We start from the raw sequence: 18998 nt of genomic DNA, 5'->3' as shown, positions 1-18998 counted from the left end.
TCAGAAGGTATAACCGACGGCCTGTGCCCGGCCTTCCAGGGCATCGAGCAGGCGTGCCAGGGCGCGCAGCTCGCTGTAGCGCTCCGCGACGGCGCGCGTGTACCGCATCACCAGCGGCATATCATCGAGGTAGCCGTGCTTGCCATCGCGGTGCGACAGGCGCGCGAAGATGCCGAGCACCTTCAGGTGGCGCTGCAGGCCCATCCATTCGAAGTCACGGTAGAAATCGCCGAAATCCGCGGTGAGCGGCAGGCCAGCCTTGCGCGCCTTTTCCCAGTAGCGCACCACCCAGTCGATCTGGCGTTCTTCATCCCAGCTGATATAGGCGTCACGCCACAGCGAGACGGCATCGTAGGTTACCGGGCCGATCACCGCATCCTGAAAATCGAGCACGCCGGGGTTGCCGGCCTCGGTGCGCATCAGGTTGCGCGAATGGTAGTCGCGGTGCACGTATACCTGCGGCTGCGCCAGGTTGTTGCGGATCAGCGCCTCGTTGATGCCGGCGAGCGTGGTCTGCTGGGTATCATCGAGCGTCACGCCGAGATGCTTGCCCACGTACCACTCAGGAAACAGATCGAGCTCACGCTGCAGCAGCGCGCGGTCGTAAGGCGGCAGGGTGCCTGCCTGCGTGGCCAGCTGGATGCGCACCAGCGCGTCGGTGGCGTCGGCGTAGAGTGCATCGGCGCTGTCCGCATCGAGCACCGACAGGTAGGTGGTATTGCCGAGGTCGGCCAGTAGCAGGAAGCCCTGCGCCAGATCCTCGGCCAGCACCGTTGGCACGGTGGCGCCAGCCGCGCCGAACAGCCGGGCGACATGGATAAACGGCCGGCAATCTTCATGGCTCGGCGGCGCGTCCATGACGATCAGCGTGGGGTGGTCCGGATGCGTGCTGGTCACGCGGAAGTAGCGCCGGAAACTGGCATCGCTGGATGCTGGCGCAAGTGAAGAGAGATCCACCGGCCATTGCGGACCGAGGGACTGCAGCCAGGAACGCAGCTGGGCCAGGCGCGGATCGTGTAACTGTTCTTGCATGCGGTGGGACTCGGGTTTGATGCCCGTATAATACCCGACCAATACCCTGGCTCAGCAGCCGGTCCGGCGCCCGTCTGCGGTAGCGTCCGGCAAGAAGCGGCGGGCGGGGCGGCGAGGGCGGTGGCGCAGTAAAGCTGCCGTCCGCGGCGCGCTTTGGCATGTGGCCCGGCAGGCATTCGGGACCAGGCACAGCAAACTTGCGGCACCAGGATTAACCAGACTTGATCGATGACAGTACTCAACCGTACCCGGAAACGACTGCCGCGCCATTCTGCCCGATTGTTCGGCACGTTCGGCACGTTCGGCAAGTCCGGCCACGTTCCGCTTGCGTTGCGGCTGCGCCCCCTCCTGTTGGCGATGGCTGGGCTGTCCATGCCGCTATTCGCTCAGACCGCGTCCACGCTGGCGCCTTTCCCGACGGAGCAGGACCAGCCCCGCAAGACGACGCCAGCCTTGCCCGCAGTCGACGCCGGTGGCCTCGTGCCGCGCCTGGCCGAGCCAAAAAGCTCGCGTAACGACGACAGCCAGCCAACCTTCGTTTCCGCGGACAAGATGACCGGCATCGGCGAGCAGGAAATCCAGCTCGAAGGCCATGGCGAAGTGCGGCGCGGCGGATCCGTCGTCAAGGGCGACCGGCTGATCTACAACCAGGACCGCGATGAAGCGACGGCGCATGGCAATGTTCGACTCTCGCGCGACGGTGCGCTCTTCGTCGGGCCGCAGGCGCGATATCGCGTCGATGCCAGCGAAGGCACGATGCAGACGCCGAACTACTATTTCCAGCAGACCGGTGGGTCCGGCCGGGCCGACCGCATCGATTTCCTCGATGCCGACCACGCCAGCGTCCAGAACGCCACCTACACCACCTGCACGCCCGACAATGCCGACTGGTATTTCCGTGCCAGCCGGCTCGATTTCGATACCGGCCGGCAGGTCGGTACGGGCTACAACGGTTCGCTGCATTTCTTCGGGGTACCGATCCTCGCGGCACCGGTATTCAGCTTCCCGCTGTCAGACGAGCGTCGCAGCGGCGTGCTCGCGCCAGTCTTCGGCTTCGGCTCGCGCAATGGCATCGACCTGACCGTTCCGTATTATTTCAACCTCGCACCGAATCGCGACCTGACGCTCTATCCGCGCCTGATGTCACGGCGCGGGGCACAGCTGGGTGCCGAATTCCGCTATCTCGGCAATGACTATTCCGGCCAGTGGCGCGGCGAGTTCCTGCCCAACGACCGTCAGCTGGACCGCGACCGCTGGTCGTACTCGATCCAGCACCAGCACAACCTGCTGCCGGGCATGCAGGCCTATGTGAACCTGAACCGCGTGTCCGATGCGCGCTATCCGGACGACATGGGACGCACGCTCAGCATCGCCTCGCAGCGGCAGTACACGCAGGAAGGCGGCGTCCGCTACAACATCGGCGATGACTGGGCCGTTCTGGCTCGCGTCCAGAAATTCCAGGTCCTGCCGCCCAGCCAGCCGTCGTATGAGCGCGAACCGCAGCTCAATGTCCGCTATACCAAGTATGACCTCGGCGGTTTCGACATCTCGGTGGAAAGTGATTACACGCGCTTCACCAAGCCGCTCGACCTGAACCTGCAGCGCAGCCCGGAAGGCGAGCGCATGTTCATCCAGCCGTCGATCAGCTATCCGATCGTGCGCGCTGGCTGGTTCGTCACGCCCAAGGCCACTTTCAATGCCGCGAGCTACCGGCTCGACCACATGCCGGTTGGCGCGCCACGCGACATCACGCGGACCGTGCCAACCTTCAGCATTGACTCGGGCATGACCTTCGAGCGCGACGCACCGGTCGTGTCGCGGCTGTTCGGGCGGAATTTCATCCAAACCCTCGAGCCGCGCCTGTTCTACGTCTACACGCCGTTCCGCGAGCAATCCCAGATTCCGCTGTTCGATACGGCCGAGTCGGACTTCGGCATGGGGCAGATCTTCAGCGAGAACCCCTTCACCGGTTACGACCGCATCGCCGACAACAACAAGGTGACGGTTGGCGTGACCACCCGGCTGATCGAGGCCGAGACCGGCATCGAGCGGTTCCGCGGCACCATCGCCCAGCGCGTCGATCTGAACGGTCAGCGGGTGTCGATTGCCGGGACCGCCGTCCCATCTGACCAGAAGTATTCCGACTTGCTGCTCGGCGCCACGGTCCAGTTGTTCCGCAACTACTATTTCGATACCGGCATCCAGTACAACCGCGAGATCGAGCGGGTGATCCGTTCCAATATCGCGCTGGCATGGAAACCGGGCCCGCGCCAGGTGCTGAACGTCGGTTACCGCTATCGCCGTGGCACGACCGTCCTCGACAACAACGCGCTCGAGCAGTTCGAGCTGTCGGGGCAATGGCCGATCACGCAGCGCCTGTATGGCATCGGCCGCGTCAACTACGACATGAACCAGCGCACCATGACCGACACGCTGGCCGGATTCGAGTACGATGCGGATTGCTGGGTCGGCCGCTTGGCCTACCAGCGCTATCGCAACACGGCCGGCAGCTCGACCTCGCAGATCTTCGCGCAGATCGAATTCAAGGGCTTCTCCAAGATCGGCAATAATCCGATCGACGTGATCAAGCTGAACGTGCCCGGCTATCAGCCGGTGCCCGCCAGGCAGGTCACGCCTTCCATCCTGGACCAATACGAGTAAGAGACGGTTTCGCGATGATGCTGGCACATTTACATGATCCTGCTGTCCCGCCCGTATGCTCGATGGCCCGGTGTGCAGCCAGAACCGCTATGCTCCGTCTTTGAACCGACTTCAAGTAACCGCTACGCAACGGATGTCTATGAAATCACAATCGACCGCGCTCTCGACCCTGATCAGTCTGCTGTGTGCCTGTGGCCTGGTGACCGGCGCCGTTGCCGCCGAGCGCAAGCCAGCCGCGCGTTCCGGGACCAAGGCGCCGGCTGCGGCGCCATCCGGTGCGGCGGCCGCCCCGGGCAGCCTATTTGGTGGCGCCAGCGCGCCGCGGCCCGGCTTCCTCAGCCAGGTGCCACCGCCGGCCGCACCCGGCAGCGAACGCTCGCAACTGGTCGATGAAGTGGCTGCGGTGGTCAATACCAGCGTGGTCACCCGCAAGGAAATGTTCGACCGCGCCGCGCTCATCGAACAGCAGATGCGTTCCAGCGGCCGACCCGTGCCGGCGCGTCCCGACCTGCTCGGCAATGCGCTCGAGAGCCTGATCCTGGAGCGGGTGCAGCAGCAGGCCGCACAGGAAGGTGGCATCCGCGTGAACGACCAGGAACTCGACCGCACCATTGCGCAGATCGCCCAGCAGAATTCGGTAAGTGTCGACGAGATGCGCCGCCAGATCGAAGCCTCGGGCATGCCATTTGACAAGTACCGCGAGGAGCTGCGCCGCGAGATCCAGGTCAGCCGCTTCCGCGACCGTGAGATCGAAGGGCAAGTGCAGGTCTACGACGGTGAGATCGATAATTTCCTGGCGGAACGCCGCGGCTCGCAGGCAACCGGTCCCGAGGAATACAACGTGGCGCATCTGCTCGTGCGCTTGCCCGAGAACGCCTCGGAGTCGCAGAAGGCTGAAGCCCGCGCCAAGGCCGAGGGCCTGCTGCGGCAGGCCAAGGCTGGTACCGACTTTGCCCAACTGGCTGCGCAGTCCGATGCGCCCGAGGCGGCACAGGGCGGGGCGCTCGGCTTCCGGCAGATCGGCCGACTGCCGGCGGTCTTTGCTAACGCGGTGCTCGATCTGACGCCGGGCCAGGTAAGCGACAAGATTCTCGAAACCTCGGCTGGCTTCCATATCATCAAGCTGGTTGCCAAGCGGGCCGGCTCGGGCGATCTGGCCGGCATCAAGGTGCCACAGACGCATGCCCGCCACATCCTCATCCGCACTGGTCCCAACATGCCGGAAGCCGAGGCACGCCGCCAGTTGAGCACGATGCGCGACCGCATCACCATCGGCGGCGGGGATTTTGCCGCTGCTGCCCGCCAGTTCTCGCAGGATGGCTCCGCCCAGGCCGGCGGCGATCTCGGCTGGGTCTCGCCGGGCGAGCTGGTGCCCGCCTTCGAGCAGGCCATGGACAAGCTGCGTCCGGGTGAGGTCTCCGAACCGGTGGTCACGCAGTTCGGCGTGCACCTGATCCAGGTGCTGGAACGCCGCGAAGGCGAACTGTCGCCCGAGAAGCAGCGCGACTTTGCCCGCGCCACGATCCGCAGCAACAAGCTGCGCACCGCGCAGGAAGACTGGCTGCGGCAGCTGCGCGGCAACGCCTACGTGGAATACCGGGTCAACCGGCAGCAGTAATCATGGCTGGCACCGCCGCGCCGCTGCGCCTGGCTATTACCACTGGCGAACCCGCCGGGATCGGGCCCGACATCACCCTGCAGGCGCTGCTGGCGGAAATGGAGGCGCCAGGGTCCGCTCACCACGCCTGTACGTATACCGTCATTGGCGACCGCACCTTGTTGGCGGAACGCGCCGCCCTGCTCGGCATCGCGCCCGCATGGCAACGTGCGCTCGACAGCGGACGTGTCGCCATCGCCCATGTCCCGCTGGGCGTCCCTTGCATTCCGGGCCAGCTCGATACGCAGAATGGCGCCTATGTGCTGGCAGTGCTCGACGAAGCCATCGACGGCTGCCAGCATGGCCGCTACCAAGGCATGGTCACCGCACCGCTGCAGAAGAGCGTGATCGCCGATACCGGCATCGCTTTCACCGGCCACACCGAATACCTCGCCGAGCGCACCGGCACGCCGCACGTGGTGATGATGCTGGCCGGCCCGCAGCCCGCCCATGCCAACGCCATGCTGCGCGTGGCGCTGGCCACCACGCACCTGCCGCTGCGCGCGGTGGCCGATGCCATCACCACGCCGCTGCTGGTGGATGCGCTGCATATCATCGCGCACGATCTGCGCCGCCGTTTCGGGCTTCCGAAGCCTCGCATCCTGATGACCGGCCTTAACCCGCATGCGGGCGAGCAGGGACACCTGGGCCGCGAGGAAATTGACGTCATCATCCCGGCACTGCAGCAGGCGGTCGCCGACGGCCTCGACGTGCGCGGTCCGTATCCGGCCGATACGCTGTTCCAGCCACGCTATCTGCAGGATGCCGACTGCATGCTGGCGATGTACCACGACCAGGGCCTCGCACCGCTCAAGTACGGTACCTTTGGTCATGGCATCAACGTGACGCTCGGCTTGCCACTGATTCGCACCTCGGTCGATCACGGCACGGCGCTTGACCTCGCCGGCACAGGGCGCGCCGAATACGGCAGCATGCGCGCCGCCTTGCAGGCGGCCGTCGACATGGCGCGCTGCGAACTGAGCGCACGTGACGCTACGGCGTAAGTGAAGGGGCCAGTGGTGCAGGGGGCTCCCCGGGCGGTTCCACGGACGGTGCGCCAGCTGCCGGGAGTATCATGCGGTAGGCGGGAACCAGGCGTTGCTCCGGCCTGCGTCGCCATTCCATTTTTTTATCCGGTGCTAGCCTGCCACATGGGCTAACACGGTTTTGCGGTTTTTCTGCAGCTTTATCTTTCATGCGCGCATCGACACACCAGGGGCACATCGCCCGCAAGCGCTTCGGCCAGAATTTTCTGGTGGACGAAGGCATCATCACGTCCATCGTCAATCTCATCGATCCGCAGCGCGACGATGTGCTTGTCGAGATCGGTCCCGGCCTCGGCGCCCTCACGGTGCCGCTGCTCGAGCGCATTCCCGCGATGCATGTGGTCGAACTCGACCGCGACCTGGTGGCGCGACTGCAGTCACGCCATGGCGAGCGCCTGCAGATTCATGCCGGCGATGCTCTCGATTTCGATTTCGGTACGCTCAAGCAAGCAGGGCGACCACTGCGCATCGTCGGCAACCTGCCCTACAACATCTCCAGTCCGTTGTTATTCCATCTCACGGCATTTGCGGACGTGGTGCATGATCAGCATTTCATGCTGCAGAAGGAAGTCGTCGAACGCATGGTGGCTGAACCTGGCTCCAAGGCCTTCGGCCGGTTGTCGGTGATGCTGCAGGTACGCTATTACATGGAGATGGTGCTCGACGTGCCGCCGGGCTCGTTTAATCCACCGCCCAAGGTAGATTCAGCCGTGGTGCGCATGATTCCCTGGCCTACCACGCCGACCGCCGCCGGCCGTGGCTCGCCGTACCCGGCGTGCGACATGGCAGTGCTCGGCGAGATCGTGCATGCGGCATTCTCGCAGCGGCGCAAGGTGTTGCGCAACACGCTCTCCGCGTATCGCGAGCGCCTCGACTTCGACGCACTCGGCTTTGACCTCGGCCGCCGCGCGGAGGAAGTGCCGGTGGCGGAATATGTTGCCCTGGCAGGGGCACTCGATGGTACAGCCTGAGCTGATACGCGAACGGGTGCCTGGGTTCTCTCAGTGTGGATTGTGTGGCACCTCTGCCGCAGTGAGCGGCGCGTATCGCATCATGCCGAATGGTCGCGTACCTCGGAAACGAAATCCCTGACACCATCGAGCAGTGTTGCGGGCTGCTGCCGCACATAGGTCACGCTGACACCGGGACCCTCGTTATAGGCAGCGTGCCTGTCGTGACCGTCGGGGATATGCCCATGCCGGGCGCCGATGCTTTTCAGATATGCGCGCAGCAAAGGGGCGCGCTCCTTGGCGGGCTGGCTCCATGCAGCGTGCGTGGCCGGCATCTGATTTTGTAATTGGGGTTTGTCGGCGAGGGCGCAGCGAATAGCCAGGTAGTCGATGAACAGCTTCTGGTGCGCCATGAATTTCGGATCGTACATCCGGCATTCATCCTTGTACGCGCTACGGATGCTGAGGAGATTGTCTTGGCGGATCGGACCCATGGCGTCCAGAAAGGCCTCGATAAATCTAACCCCGCGTGCATGGAAGAATGGCGGCTGGCCCGGTATCTGCTGGAGCGTGCCGCTGATCCTGTAGAGCGTGACACCGAATGGCATGCCGATGGCCGTCGCTGCCAGATCCTGCAGCAGCATCGTCCGTCCGTAGAGTGGCAGGTGCGCCGAACATTCCCTGCGCGAGCGCATGGAATGCTTCCAGAGCAGCCTGACCAGTTTCCGCTTCACCTCTGGCGTGCGGCCCGAAAAGATGCGGTCGAGCGCCCCGGGGTGCCCTTGGCTCGCAATAAAGGCGCACAGGTCGGCCGTCATGGTGCCTTGCGCTGCGCTCGGCCGGTCCGTTTCCCCGCTCAGGTATGGGGCAATGCTGTCCATCCATGCATCGACGAAGTGGAGCACTCTTTCTTCCGAGAAGGCTGGGGTACGTTCGGGCCGGAAAAAATTCAGCGCGTGAGCGTAATGCTTCAGATAGGATAGGTCTACCGGCTTGCGGGGATCACGTGCGTCAACGATCTGTTCGCGGGTGATCCCCGGTATCTTCTTTTTCAGGAAGGACCTGCGCTCGGTGTAGCCAAAGAAACGGAAGTCGGGAAGCTGGTGGTGCTGCCGCAGCAGCGTGTTGCTGATGATATTCGCGCAGTCGGTGGGGACGGCAAGGGCACTTCCTTTGATCTCAAGGGCCCGTTGGTAGCGTTCGCGCAAAGAGAGCGCATTGGTCGCGCGGCTCGCTTGTGAAAAACGGTTGACCGCTTCCGAGGGGAGAAAGCCGAGAATGTGTGCGCCGATATTCGGGTACCCTCGGAACAATGCGACGAGGTCTCGCGGCGCTGCCTGATCCTGGTTGGTATCGCGTGGCGATGCGGTATGGAGCGCAAACGCGTGACCGGCGCCGGCGCTGATGTGTGTGAGATCGCGGTTCCCCATGGCGAATGTGAAATCCTGACGTTGAAACGTTCAGTGGGGGAGCGCTGTTATTGTCCGGGCATGATACGCCTTCTGTTACGCCCAAATGTAAAGTAGTGAAACGGGCGGCGTCCCACCCGTGCAGGAGGGGTGATGCGAGTTCAGCGGCGCCGGTTCACCAGCATGATCCCGGCCAGAATCAGCAGCGCACCGGCAATGAACTGCATGCTCACGGTCTCGTGTAGCAGCATGACCCCGAAGGTTACGCTGAACAGCGGTGTCAGGAAGGAAAAGACCGACAGGCGCGAGGCGAGGTAGCGCCGCAACATCCAGAACCACACCAGATAGCTGGCAAAGGCGATGATCACGCCCTGGTACAGCAAGCTCGCGGCACTGAGCGGAGTCAGCGTCATGGCGCCTGCCTGTCCGGTGACAATGGCCATCGCCATCAGCAGCACACCCGACACCGCGAGCTGGTACAGCAGCGTCTTGCTGGGCGGCGCGTTCGACAGCCGCGTGGCGCGCACGACCAGGGTGGTGGCAGCCCACAACGCGCCGGCCAGCAGACCCAGCAGGTCGCCCCGGAGGGTGGACGCCGCGCCGGCGACAGGGGCGTGCGTGAAGCTGTCGCCAAACGCCACCAGCATGCCGCCGAAGGCTAGCGCCACGCCGGCCCATTGTCCTGACCGCAGGCGCTCGCCGGCGACGAACCAGTGCAGGCCAAGCGCCGTGAAGACCGGGGCGACATAGAGAAAGATGCCCATGCGCGAGGCCGTGGTGTAGCTAAGTCCGACGAAGATACAGAGAAACTCCAGGCCGAACAGCACACCGGCCAGCAGCCCTGGGCGCCACGTCCCGTCGCGCGCCAGCAGCGGTGCGCGACGTACCAGCATGAACAGCAGGACCAGTACGCTGGCCAGGCACGAGCGCAGCGCCGCCTGCATGACCGGTCCGACCTGCGGGGCTGCCACCTTGATGGCGACTTGCTGCAGGCCCCACGCGGCGCACATCAGCACCATCACGCTGATGGCAAAGCCGTCGAGGGGTTTGCGGGTGGCATCAGACACGCTGGTCAGTCGAGCGGGATTTGGCTTCGATCAGCTCGACCTTGTAGCCATCCGGATCTTCCACGAAGGCGATCACCGTGGTGCCGCCTTTCACCGGCCCGGCTTCGCGGGTGACCTTGCCGCCGGCCTGACGGATGCGCGCGCAGGCGGCGGCGGCATCGTCCACCTCGATGGCGATATGGCCGTAGGCCGAGCCAAGGTCGTAGCTGTCCACGCCATGGTTGTAGGTCAGTTCGAGCACCGTGTGACTGGTCTCGGGGCCGTAGCCGATGAAGGCGAGCGAATACTTGTACTCGGGGTTCTCGCTGGTGCGCAGCAGTGTCATGCCCATGATCTTGGTATAGAAATCGATCGAGCGCTGCAGGTCGCCGACGCGCAGCATGGTATGGAGCAATCGCATGGGAATTCCTTCGGGAAGTGCGGGAGGGGAGAACCGGAATGATAGCGCGTCGGGGCGGATGTTGCTGAGGCGGCGGGCGGTGGCTGCTGACCTCGCCAACGCCGGAAAAAATCGTCAGAAGGTGGGCAGCAGGGTGGGCGGATGATTCTTCAGGCGCTCGCGGGCATCGCGGAATTCCGGGAAGATCGACTCCACTGTTTCCCAGAACTGCGGACCATGGTTCATCTCGCGCAGATGCGCCAGTTCGTGCGCCACCACGTAGTCGATCAGCGCCAGTGGAAAATGCATGAGCCGCCAGTTGAGGCGGATCACGCCGTCCGACGTGCAACTGCCCCAGCGCGTGGCGGCCGAGGAGAGCGCAAACGACTGGTGGCGGATGCCGAGCCGTTCACCGTAGAAATCGAGGCGTTCCGCGAACAGCCGCTTGGCCTGGTGCTGCAGCCAGCCCTGCACGCGGTCGCGGATCTGTTGCGTCGTGGCCTGGGCGGGCAACGCCAGTTGCAACATATTGCTGTCCGCATCGAACAGCAGGATGCCGGCAGGCGAATCGAGCCGCAGGGTGATGTGCCTGCCGAGAAACGGCATGGTCGCGCCGTCGCACCACTGCATCACCGGCAGGACCCGCGTGGCCTCGCGCTGCTGCCATTCCGCCAGCTTGCTGAAGATCCACTTCTGCTTTTCCGCAATCGCGGATTCGATGTCGTGCATGCGCACCCAGCGTGGCGCCGTGACCGACAGGCCGCGATCATCGATGGTAAAGCCGATAGTGCGGCGGGACGAACGCTTGAGGATATAGGGCAGCGGCCGCTCGCCGAGCAGTAGCGTACGTTGCTGCGTGCCGGGCGGCGCCGGGGCGGTCGGTGGTGGCGTGGGCGCGACCTCGGGGCCGAGCAGCGGCAGTTCGAGCTGCGCTTCCGCGCTGCTGGCGTCCGGACGGGCACGGCGCAGGCGCGGTAGCTTCATGTCAGCGGCCCGTCTCTTGGCTGGCGGCCTGTGCGTCACGGTAGCGCGGCGCATCGATCACGCGCATTTCGTCTTCGATCCAGTTGCGCACGGCGGTGTTGACCTGATCGGGCGTCTGGCCGGTGACATCCATCGGCTCGCCGATCGACACAGTGATTTCGCCGGGGTACTTGAGGAAGGAGTTGCGCGGCCACACATGCCCGGAATTATGGGCGATGGGGATGACCCATGCACCGGTTTCCACGGCGAGCCGTGCGCCGCCTGACTTGTAGCGCGGATTCGGCGCGCCGGGACGGGTGCGCGTGCCTTCGGGAAAGATGATGATCCACGAGCCGTCAGCGAGACGCTCGCGGCCCTGCCGTACGACCGACTGGAAGGCATTGGTACCGTCGCGCCGGTTGATGTGGATCATCTTCAGCAGGCCGAGCGTCCAGCCGAAAAAAGGGACGAAGATCAGCTCGCGCTTGAACACGTAGCACAGCGGCCGCGGCATGGTCGCCACGAAGAAGATGGTTTCCCAGGCCGACTGGTGCTTCGACAGCAGGATCACCGGCAGGTCACGCGCCTGGTCCAGCCGCTCGCGGTGTTTGAAGGTATAGCGGATGCCGCACAGCACCTTGGCCATGTAGACCGTCATGCGCGTCCATCCGACCACCATGGTGAAACGCTTGTGCGCGCCCAGCAGCGGAAAGCTCAGCATGCAGGCAATGGCATAGGGCGGGGTGGCGACGATCAGGTACAGCAGGAACAGCGTGGAACGCAAGACAATCATGATCGCCCGTCGGGTGTGGAAGGTGGTGTCACGGCGGCCCGCTCGGCCAGGAAGGTTTCGACGAAGGCATGCAGGTCGTCATGCACGCGCGTGTCCGGCGGCAGTCCGCCTTTCTCGAGCGTGCGCAATCCCTTGCCGGTCTTGACGAGATGCGGCGCGCACCCGACCTCGACGCCGGCCTGCAGGTCGCGCAGTGAATCGCCCACGACTGGCACGCCGCGCAGGTCCACGTCGAAACGCTCGGCGATCTGGTGCAGCATGCCCGCCTTGGGCTTGCGGCATCCGCAGTTCTCGGCGGCGGTATGCGGACAGAAGAACACGGCGTCAACGCGTCCGCCGAGTGCCAGCAGCGCCTTGTGCATCTTCTGGTGCATGGCATTGAGCGCGCTCATCTCGAACAGGCCGCGGCCGATGCCTGACTGGTTGCTGGCAACTACCACGCGATAGCCCGCATGGTTGAGCATGGCGATGGCTTCGAGGCTGCCAGGAATCGGGATCCATTCGTCTGGCGACTTCACGAAGTAGTCGCTGTCGAGGTTGATGACCCCGTCGCGGTCCAGCACCACCAGCTTGGGAATATGGTGCGGCATGGTGTCAGCCCGCCAGCTTCGACAGGTCGGCCACGCGGTTCATCAGCGCGTGCAGCGACGATAGCAGGGCGATACGGTTGGCGCGTAGCGCCGGGTCCTCGGCCATGACCATCACGTCGTTGAAGAAACTGTCGACCGCGTCGCGCAGCTGTGCCAGTTCGAGCAGTGCAGCCTTGAAATCGCCACGTGCGAGCGCGGCTTCCACGGTCGGGCGGACCTGCTCCACCGCGTCGTGGAGCGTGCGCTCGGCCGCTTCCTGCAACAGTGCAGGCTGGATCGCGCCGACGGCGGTTTCGTTCTTGCGCAGGATGTTGGTGATGCGCTTGTTGGCAGCGGCCAGCGCCTCGGCTTCCGGCAGGGTAGCGAAGGCCTGCACCGCGTCGAGACGTTGCACGACATCGTCGAGCGTCTCGAGCTGCAGGCTGACTACGGCTTCGACCTGTTGCGTGCTGTAGCCCTTGTCCTTCAGGTAGCCACGCAGGCGGTCATCGATGAAATCGCGCACTTCGGCGGACGACGATTTGTAGGCCGCAATGCCGTTGAACGTCGCTTCGGCATGCGCCAGCAACTGCGGCACCGACAGCGGCAGCGGCTTTTCCACCAGCATGCGGATCACGCCGAGCGCATGGCGACGCAGCGCGAACGGGTCCTTGTCGCCGGTCGGCTGCAGGCCGATGCCCCAGATGCCGACGAGCGTTTCCAGCTTGTCCGCCAGTGCGACCACGGTACCCGTCACGGTGGACGGCAGGGCGTCGCCGGCAAAACGTGGTTGGTAGTGTTCCGAGCAGGCCAGCGCCACGTCCTCGGGCTCACCATCATGGCGCGCGTAGTACGTGCCCATGGTGCCCTGCAGTTCGGGGAACTCGCCGACCATGTCGGTCAGCAGGTCGGCCTTGGCCAGTTCGGCGCCGCGTGCTGCCAGCGCGGCATCCGCGCCGAGCAGGGCGGCGATGCCGGTTGCCAGTTGCTGCAGACGCGCCACGCGCTGGCCCTGGCTGCCGAGCTTGTTGTGGTACACCACCTTGTCGAGCAGTGGCACGCGCGCGGCCAGCGGTTTTTTCTTGTCCTGTTCGAAAAAGAATTGCGCGTCGGCCAGGCGCGGACGTACCACGCGCTCGTTGCCTTCGATGATGGCCTCGGGCGTCGCCGTCTCAATGTTGGAAACGATCAGGAAGCGGTTGCGCAGCTGGCCTGCGGCATCGGTCAGCGCAAAGTATTTCTGGTTGGTCTGCATGGTGAGGATCAGGCATTCCTGCGGCACGCGGAGGAAGGCTTCCTCGAAGTGGCAGGCATACACCACTGGATACTCGACCAGCGAGTTCACTTCATCGAGCAGGCTGTCGGGCATCACCACGGTGTCTGCGCCGGCCTGGGCCAGCAAGGCCGCGCGGATGGTGTCGCGGCGCTCGGCGTAGCTGGCGATGACCTTGCCTTCGGCACGCAGCACGTCCGCGTAGGCATTCGCCTGCGGAATGATGATGTCGCCTGACGACAGGAAGCGGTGGCCGCGCGTCACGTTTCCGGCTTGCAGGCCGAGCGCCGTGACCGGCACGACGCTCGCGCCATGCAGCGCAATGAGGCGATGCGCCGGACGCACGAAATTGACGCTCGCGCCGTCGGGGCGCTGGTAGGTCATGACCTTCGGAATCGGCAGCTTGCCGAGCGTGTCGTCAAGCGCCGCCTGCAGGCCATCGGCCAGCGCGGTGCCACGCGCGGTGTAGCGATAGAACAGCGCCTCCGCCTTGCCATCCTGCGCGCGTTCGAGCGTCTGCGGATCGATGGCGGCAACGCCGGTATTCGCGGCGAGCGCTGCCAGCTTCTTATGCAGCGGTGCGGTGGGCTGCCCATCGGCATCAAGCGCCACGCTCACCGGCAGCACCTTCTCGCGCATCGCCTTGTCGGGCGCCACGGCGCGTACGCCGTCGATCAGCACGGCCAGCCGGCGTGGCGTGGCGAACGGCGTGTGGCGTGCGCCCGGCTCGAGCAGATCGCGCGACTGCAGTCCCGCGACCAGTCCCTGTGCGAAAGCGTCGCCCAGTTTTGCCAGCGCTTTCGGCGGCAGTTCTTCAGTAAGCAGTTCGATCAGGAGCGAGTCAGACATAGGGGACGACAGTCAAATGTTGGGCGATGAGGGGCCGATATTGGGCAATCCGATGGCATGACGGGTCAGCCAAGCCGGCACGGCAGGCGCGGCAGCGGTTCGATGCCGGACAGGAACCACGCGCCCTGCTGCTGGCGGAAACTCAAGCGCGTGCCGGTACAGCCGGCGCTGGGCGGATCCTGTGGATTGCGTGCGGCGGGAAAGCGTGCGGCCAGCGTATGGCGGCGGGCATCGTACTGCACTTCGTCGATATGCCCGCCAAGCCAGAACTCCAGCTTCTGCGGCATCTGGCTGCGCGCGCGGTAGTTGCGCACGATGCGCCGTTCCTTGCCGCCGCGCGTCTGGTACTCGACCCACGTCAGCGGGTAGGAGACCACCGTGGTGTAACTGCGCAGCGGCACGCGCCGCCAGCCGAGATCCTGCTTGCCGGCGAGATCGCAGGTCAGCGTGCGCAGCAGGCTGGTCCACTGGTCCAGCGCCTGGGGCTGCGGCTGCAGCTTGGTGGCCAGCACATGCTCGAGGCGCGTGGTGTCGGTGCACAGGCTGCCCAGCTCGGCAGGCACGGCGTAGGTGTTCTTGGTTGCCGGCGCGACTGCTGCGGCTGGCAGCGTCGTGCAGGCTGCCAGTGCCGCCACTGCCGTCCGGATGACGAGGCGGAAGGCGCGTGTCATGCGGCCGCCTCGGCGCGGCGGGCAGCCGGGGTGTGGCACATCGGAAAGCCGAGCCGCTCGCGCGATTCGTAGAAGGCCTGCGCCACCATGCGCGAAAGGTTACGGATGCGGCCGATATAGGCGGCCCGTTCTGTGACCGAGATGGCGCCACGGGCATCGAGCAGGTTGAAGGTATGCGCGGCCTTCAGGACCTGTTCGTAGGCCGGCAGCGCCAGTTTCGCGACAGCGGCGGCGTCTTCCGGCGCGGCGTCGCCGCCCATCAGGCGACGCGCTTCCGACTCGTGCTCGGCAAAGTGGCGGAACAGGATGTCGGTGTTGCTCTGTTCGAAGTTGTAGGTCGACTGCTCGACTTCGTTCTGGTGGTACACGTCGCCATACGTCAGGCGGCGCTTGACCGGACCGTCGGGGCCCGGCTCTTCCCACTCCGACCAGACCAGGTCATACACATTCTCGACCTTCTGCAGGTACATGGCGAGCCGTTCGATGCCGTAGGTGATTTCGCCGGTCACGGGTTTGCAGTCGATGCCGCCGACCTGCTGGAAGTAGGTGAACTGCGTCACTTCCATGCCGTTCAGCCAGACTTCCCATCCCAGGCCCCAGGCGCCGAGCGTGGGGTTTTCCCAGTCGTCCTCGACGAAGCGCACGTCGTTCTGCTTGAGGTCGAAGCCGAGCGCCTCGAGCGAGCCGAGATACAGCTCCAGGATGTTTTCCGGCGCGGGCTTCATCACCACCTGGTACTGGTAGTAGTGCTGCATGCGGTTCGGGTTCTCGCCGTAGCGGCCGTCCTTGGGCCGGCGCGAAGGCTGCACGTAGGCCGCGCGCCACGGTTCCGGGCCGATGGCGCGCAGGAAGGTGTGCACATGGGACGTGCCGGCGCCGACTTCCAGGTCGATCGGTTGCAGCAGGGCGCAGCCTTGCCGGTCCCAGTACGACTGGAGGGTAAGAATCATCTGTTGAAAAGTCAGCATACGCGATCGGCCAGGTAAGACAGTTGGAGCAGCAGGGCGGCCCGCCGCGCGGCGGCGCGACGGAGCATGTTTTCAGCAGCTGCCACGCAGGGCGGGCAGCCTGAGCGGCCGGGATGCGGCCTAACCCGTGATTTTAACGGTTTTTGGCGCCGTCTCGGGAATTCCGCAGGGCGTGCCCCAGGGCTCCGAGCAGAACCAGCAGCGCCGCGCCGAGCACCACGCTGTTGCCGGTGCGCACATAGGGCGTGAGGCCCTGCATGCCCTGCACCTGCACCGTGAGCGCATCGCGCGTGAGATGCGGCAGCCGGGCCGCAATCGTGCCGTCGGCGGTGACCAGCGCGGTGGCACCGGTATTGGTGGCGCGCAGCATCGGCCGGCCGCTCTCGAGCGCGCGCATCTGCGAGATCTGCAGGTGCTGGTCGAGGGCGATGGTGTCGCCGAACCACGCCAGATTGGTGACGTTCACCAGCACATTCGCCGGTTGCGGCTGATGGCGCAGCGACAGGGCGATTTCCTCGCCGAACAGATCTTCGTAGCAGACGTTCGGTGCGACGCGTACCCCACGCACGTCCAGCGCTGGTTGCGCCGGCCCGCCACGACGGAAATCGCCGAGCGGCATGTGCATCATGTCCACGAACCAGCGGAAGCCGAAAGGGATGAACTCGCCGAAGGGCACCAGGTGGTGCTTGTCGTAGCGGTAGACACCGGCGACACCCGGCGATACGCCGAATACGCTATTGGTGAAATCCACCGGTGAGTCCGCCCCCGCCATGCCGAGCAGCAGCGTGCTGCCGGAGGTGTCCGCGAACGTACGCAGTTCATGCGCCAATGGCTCGGGCATCTGCTGCACGAGAATCGGAAAGGCGGTTTCCGGCGTGACGATCAGGTCGGCCGGCGCCGCAGTAATCATGTCGCGGTAGAGATCGAGCGATGCTTCGACGCCCACCGGTTCGAACTTGATGTTCTGCGGCACGTTGCCTTGCAGCAGGCGTACGGCAATCGGCTTGCCGGCCGGTTCGGTCCACGGGATCTGGCGCAGGCCCCAGCCGGCGCCGAGCACCACGGCGACCAGCAGCGCGCGGCGCAGGACCGAGCCGGTACGGTACCAGGTGGCGCGTGCAATCACGGCCGCCATCAGCGCCGCGAGACCGGCAATCCCGTACATGCCGACCAGTGGGGCATAGCCGCCGAGCGGGCCGGTGGTATGCGGATAACCGCTCGCCAGCCACGGAAAACCGGTGAATACCACGCCGCGCAGCCACTCGCTCAGCAGCCACAGCGCGGCAAACAGCAGCGGCGTCCAGCGCGCGTCCGGCGCATGGCGCGTCAGGCGGTACCAGGCCGCGCTGGCCAGCATGGGGTAGAGCGACAGGTAGAGCGAGAACAGCACCACCGCCAGCGCCGCCATCCAGGCCGGCATGCCGCCGTAGGTGTGCATGCTGATGTACAGCCACCAGATGCCGGAGAGAAACCACCCGAGGCCGAACATGGCGCCGGTGAGCGCGGCCATGCGGGTCGAGCGGCTGGCGCGCAGCAGGACCACCAGGCCGGTCAGCGCGAGGAGTTGCATCCACCACCAGCCGGTGGGGGCGAACGATTGCGTCTGCATCACCCCGAACACCGCAGCAAGCGGCAGGGCGCGCCGTGGATGCGTCAAGCCAAGCGCGGGCAGCGGTGCAGTCAGCGGCGTGGCGGTCATGCCACCGCGCTGTCGTGGAGGACTGGCGGGAGTTTGCGCGCGACCAGGACATGCACCTGGCGGGCGTCGGCGCGCACCACTTCGAACTGCACGCCTTCGATCTCGACTTTTTCGCCGCGCGTCGGCACGCGGCCCAGGGTGCTGGAAACCAGTCCCCCGACGGTATCCACCTCTTCGTCGGAGAACTGCGTGCCCAGCGTCTCGTTGAACTGTTCGATCTCGGTCAGGCCGCGTACGCGGAAGCTGCCATCCTGTGACGGGATGATGTTGTCGCCGGTGTCGTCGAAGTCGTATTCGTCCTCGATATCGCCCACGATCTGCTCAAGCACGTCCTCGATGGTCACGAGGCCCGCCACGCCACCGTATTCGTCGACTACGATGGCAATGTGGTTGCGGTTCACGCGGAACTCGCGCAGCAGGATGTTGAGGCGTTTCGACTCGGGAATAAACACCGCCGGACGCAGTAGCTGGCGCAGGTTGAAATCGGTATCGGTGAAGTAGCGCAGCAGGTCCTTGGCGAGCAGCACGCCGATGATGTTGTCACGGCTGTCTTCGTAGACGGGAAAGCGCGAGTGCGCCGTGAGCTGCACAAAGGGAATGAACGTTTCCGGCGTATCGGTCACGTTGATCGCGTCCATCTGGGCGCGTGGCACCATGATGTCGCGGGCGCACAGATCGGAAACCTCGAACACGCCTTCGATCATGGAAAGCGATTCGGCGTCGATCAGGTGGCGGGCATGGGCGTCCTGGAGGATCTCGAGCAGTTCGTCCCGCGATTCGGGCTCCGGCGAGATCAGGTCGGTCAGGCGTTCCAGCAGGGTGCGGGGTTTATCAGCTAGTTTCGCGGAAAACTTCGGACTGGGATATGAGTCGTTCATGGCGCGCGTGCGCGTCGCGTCGTTGTTACACACACCACCAAGGATACACCAATTTCCTGACGCTTCCGGGACGCGGCAGAGCCTTGCCTGGTGGGGATTGTGACGTTGTGGAGGGCGGACCGGAGGGCGCCCGC

At 65.1% G+C, this 18998-nt stretch carries 16 protein-coding genes; 4 read left to right on the top strand and 12 right to left on the bottom strand.

From position 1 onward, the window contains the following. Positions 1-1032, bottom strand: a complete 1032-nt coding sequence (locus tag ACQ3C8_RS11915) for an aminoglycoside phosphotransferase family protein (protein ID WP_428851687.1) — start codon at positions 1030-1032, stop codon at positions 1-3. A 228-nt stretch (positions 1033-1260) separates the two neighbouring features. Between ACQ3C8_RS11915 and ACQ3C8_RS11910 the strand changes: the two genes are divergently transcribed. The 4 genes from ACQ3C8_RS11910 to rsmA all read left to right on the top strand — a co-directional run bounded on the left by ACQ3C8_RS11910 (position 1261) and on the right by rsmA (position 7367). Further along, positions 1261-3693, top strand: a complete 2433-nt coding sequence (locus tag ACQ3C8_RS11910) for an LPS-assembly protein LptD (RefSeq protein ID WP_428851686.1) — start codon at positions 1261-1263, stop codon at positions 3691-3693. Positions 3694-3832: 139 nt separating this feature from the next. Further along, positions 3833-5311: a peptidylprolyl isomerase gene (locus ACQ3C8_RS11905; RefSeq protein ID WP_428851685.1), complete on the top strand. Its 1479-nt coding sequence runs from the start codon at positions 3833-3835 to the stop codon at positions 5309-5311. Positions 5312-5313: 2 nt separating this feature from the next. After that, entirely contained in the window at positions 5314-6354 is a 1041-nt protein-coding gene (pdxA, locus tag ACQ3C8_RS11900) for a 4-hydroxythreonine-4-phosphate dehydrogenase PdxA (protein ID WP_428851684.1), read from the top strand. Positions 6355-6545: 191 nt separating this feature from the next. Then, entirely contained in the window at positions 6546-7367 is an 822-nt protein-coding gene (gene rsmA / locus ACQ3C8_RS11895; RefSeq protein WP_009523443.1) for a 16S rRNA (adenine(1518)-N(6)/adenine(1519)-N(6))-dimethyltransferase RsmA, read from the top strand. A gap of 80 nt (positions 7368-7447) precedes the next feature. Here the strand turns inward: rsmA and ACQ3C8_RS11890 are convergent, their stop codons facing one another. From ACQ3C8_RS11890 to ACQ3C8_RS11840, 11 genes are all read right to left on the bottom strand, one after another. Further along, the gene (locus ACQ3C8_RS11890) at positions 7448-8776 is read right to left on the bottom strand and encodes a hypothetical protein (protein WP_428851683.1); all 1329 of its coding nucleotides are present in this window, start codon (positions 8774-8776) and stop codon (positions 7448-7450) included. 140 nt (positions 8777-8916) lie between these two features. Continuing rightward, positions 8917-9831: a DMT family transporter gene (locus ACQ3C8_RS11885; RefSeq protein ID WP_428853074.1), complete on the bottom strand. Its 915-nt coding sequence runs from the start codon at positions 9829-9831 to the stop codon at positions 8917-8919. Then, positions 9815-10222, bottom strand: a complete 408-nt coding sequence (gene gloA, locus ACQ3C8_RS11880) for a lactoylglutathione lyase (RefSeq protein ID WP_009523440.1) — start codon at positions 10220-10222, stop codon at positions 9815-9817. The genes ACQ3C8_RS11885 and gloA overlap by 17 nt, the downstream gene beginning before the upstream one ends. Before the next feature lie 114 nt (positions 10223-10336). Continuing rightward, positions 10337-11170 carry a M48 family metallopeptidase gene (locus ACQ3C8_RS11875; RefSeq protein ID WP_428853073.1) on the bottom strand — a complete coding sequence of 278 codons (834 nt, stop codon included), beginning with the start codon at positions 11168-11170 and terminating at the stop codon, positions 10337-10339. A gap of 16 nt (positions 11171-11186) precedes the next feature. After that, positions 11187-11957, bottom strand: a complete 771-nt coding sequence (locus tag ACQ3C8_RS11870; protein ID WP_009523438.1) for a lysophospholipid acyltransferase family protein — start codon at positions 11955-11957, stop codon at positions 11187-11189. After that, positions 11954-12547, bottom strand: coding sequence for a D-glycero-beta-D-manno-heptose 1,7-bisphosphate 7-phosphatase (gmhB, locus tag ACQ3C8_RS11865; protein WP_428851682.1), 594 nt, complete (start codon positions 12545-12547; stop codon positions 11954-11956). The genes ACQ3C8_RS11870 and gmhB overlap by 4 nt, the downstream gene beginning before the upstream one ends. A gap of 4 nt (positions 12548-12551) precedes the next feature. Continuing rightward, positions 12552-14648, bottom strand: a complete 2097-nt coding sequence (gene glyS, locus ACQ3C8_RS11860) for a glycine--tRNA ligase subunit beta (RefSeq protein ID WP_428851681.1) — start codon at positions 14646-14648, stop codon at positions 12552-12554. Between the two features lie 65 nt (positions 14649-14713). Next, positions 14714-15319 (bottom strand): hypothetical protein, encoded by a 606-nt coding sequence (locus ACQ3C8_RS11855; RefSeq protein ID WP_428851680.1) that lies wholly within the window; start codon positions 15317-15319, stop codon positions 14714-14716. Further along, complete coding sequence (gene glyQ / locus ACQ3C8_RS11850) at positions 15316-16287, bottom strand: glycine--tRNA ligase subunit alpha (protein ID WP_428851679.1); 972 nt, start codon at positions 16285-16287, stop codon at positions 15316-15318. Before glyQ ends, ACQ3C8_RS11855 begins: the two co-directional genes overlap by 4 nt. Before the next feature lie 133 nt (positions 16288-16420). After that, on the bottom strand, positions 16421-17986 hold the full coding sequence (gene lnt / locus ACQ3C8_RS11845) for an apolipoprotein N-acyltransferase (protein WP_428851678.1): 1566 nt from the start codon (positions 17984-17986) through the stop codon (positions 16421-16423). After that, on the bottom strand, positions 17983-18864 hold the full coding sequence (locus tag ACQ3C8_RS11840) for an HlyC/CorC family transporter (protein WP_009523432.1): 882 nt from the start codon (positions 18862-18864) through the stop codon (positions 17983-17985). Before ACQ3C8_RS11840 ends, lnt begins: the two co-directional genes overlap by 4 nt. Between the last annotated feature and the right edge of the window lie 134 nt (positions 18865-18998).

This window comes from Imbroritus primus, assembly GCF_964332355.1.
Lineage (GTDB): Bacteria > Pseudomonadota > Gammaproteobacteria > Burkholderiales > Burkholderiaceae > Imbroritus > Imbroritus primus.
This window is presented reverse-complemented; position numbering and strand designations above follow the sequence as displayed.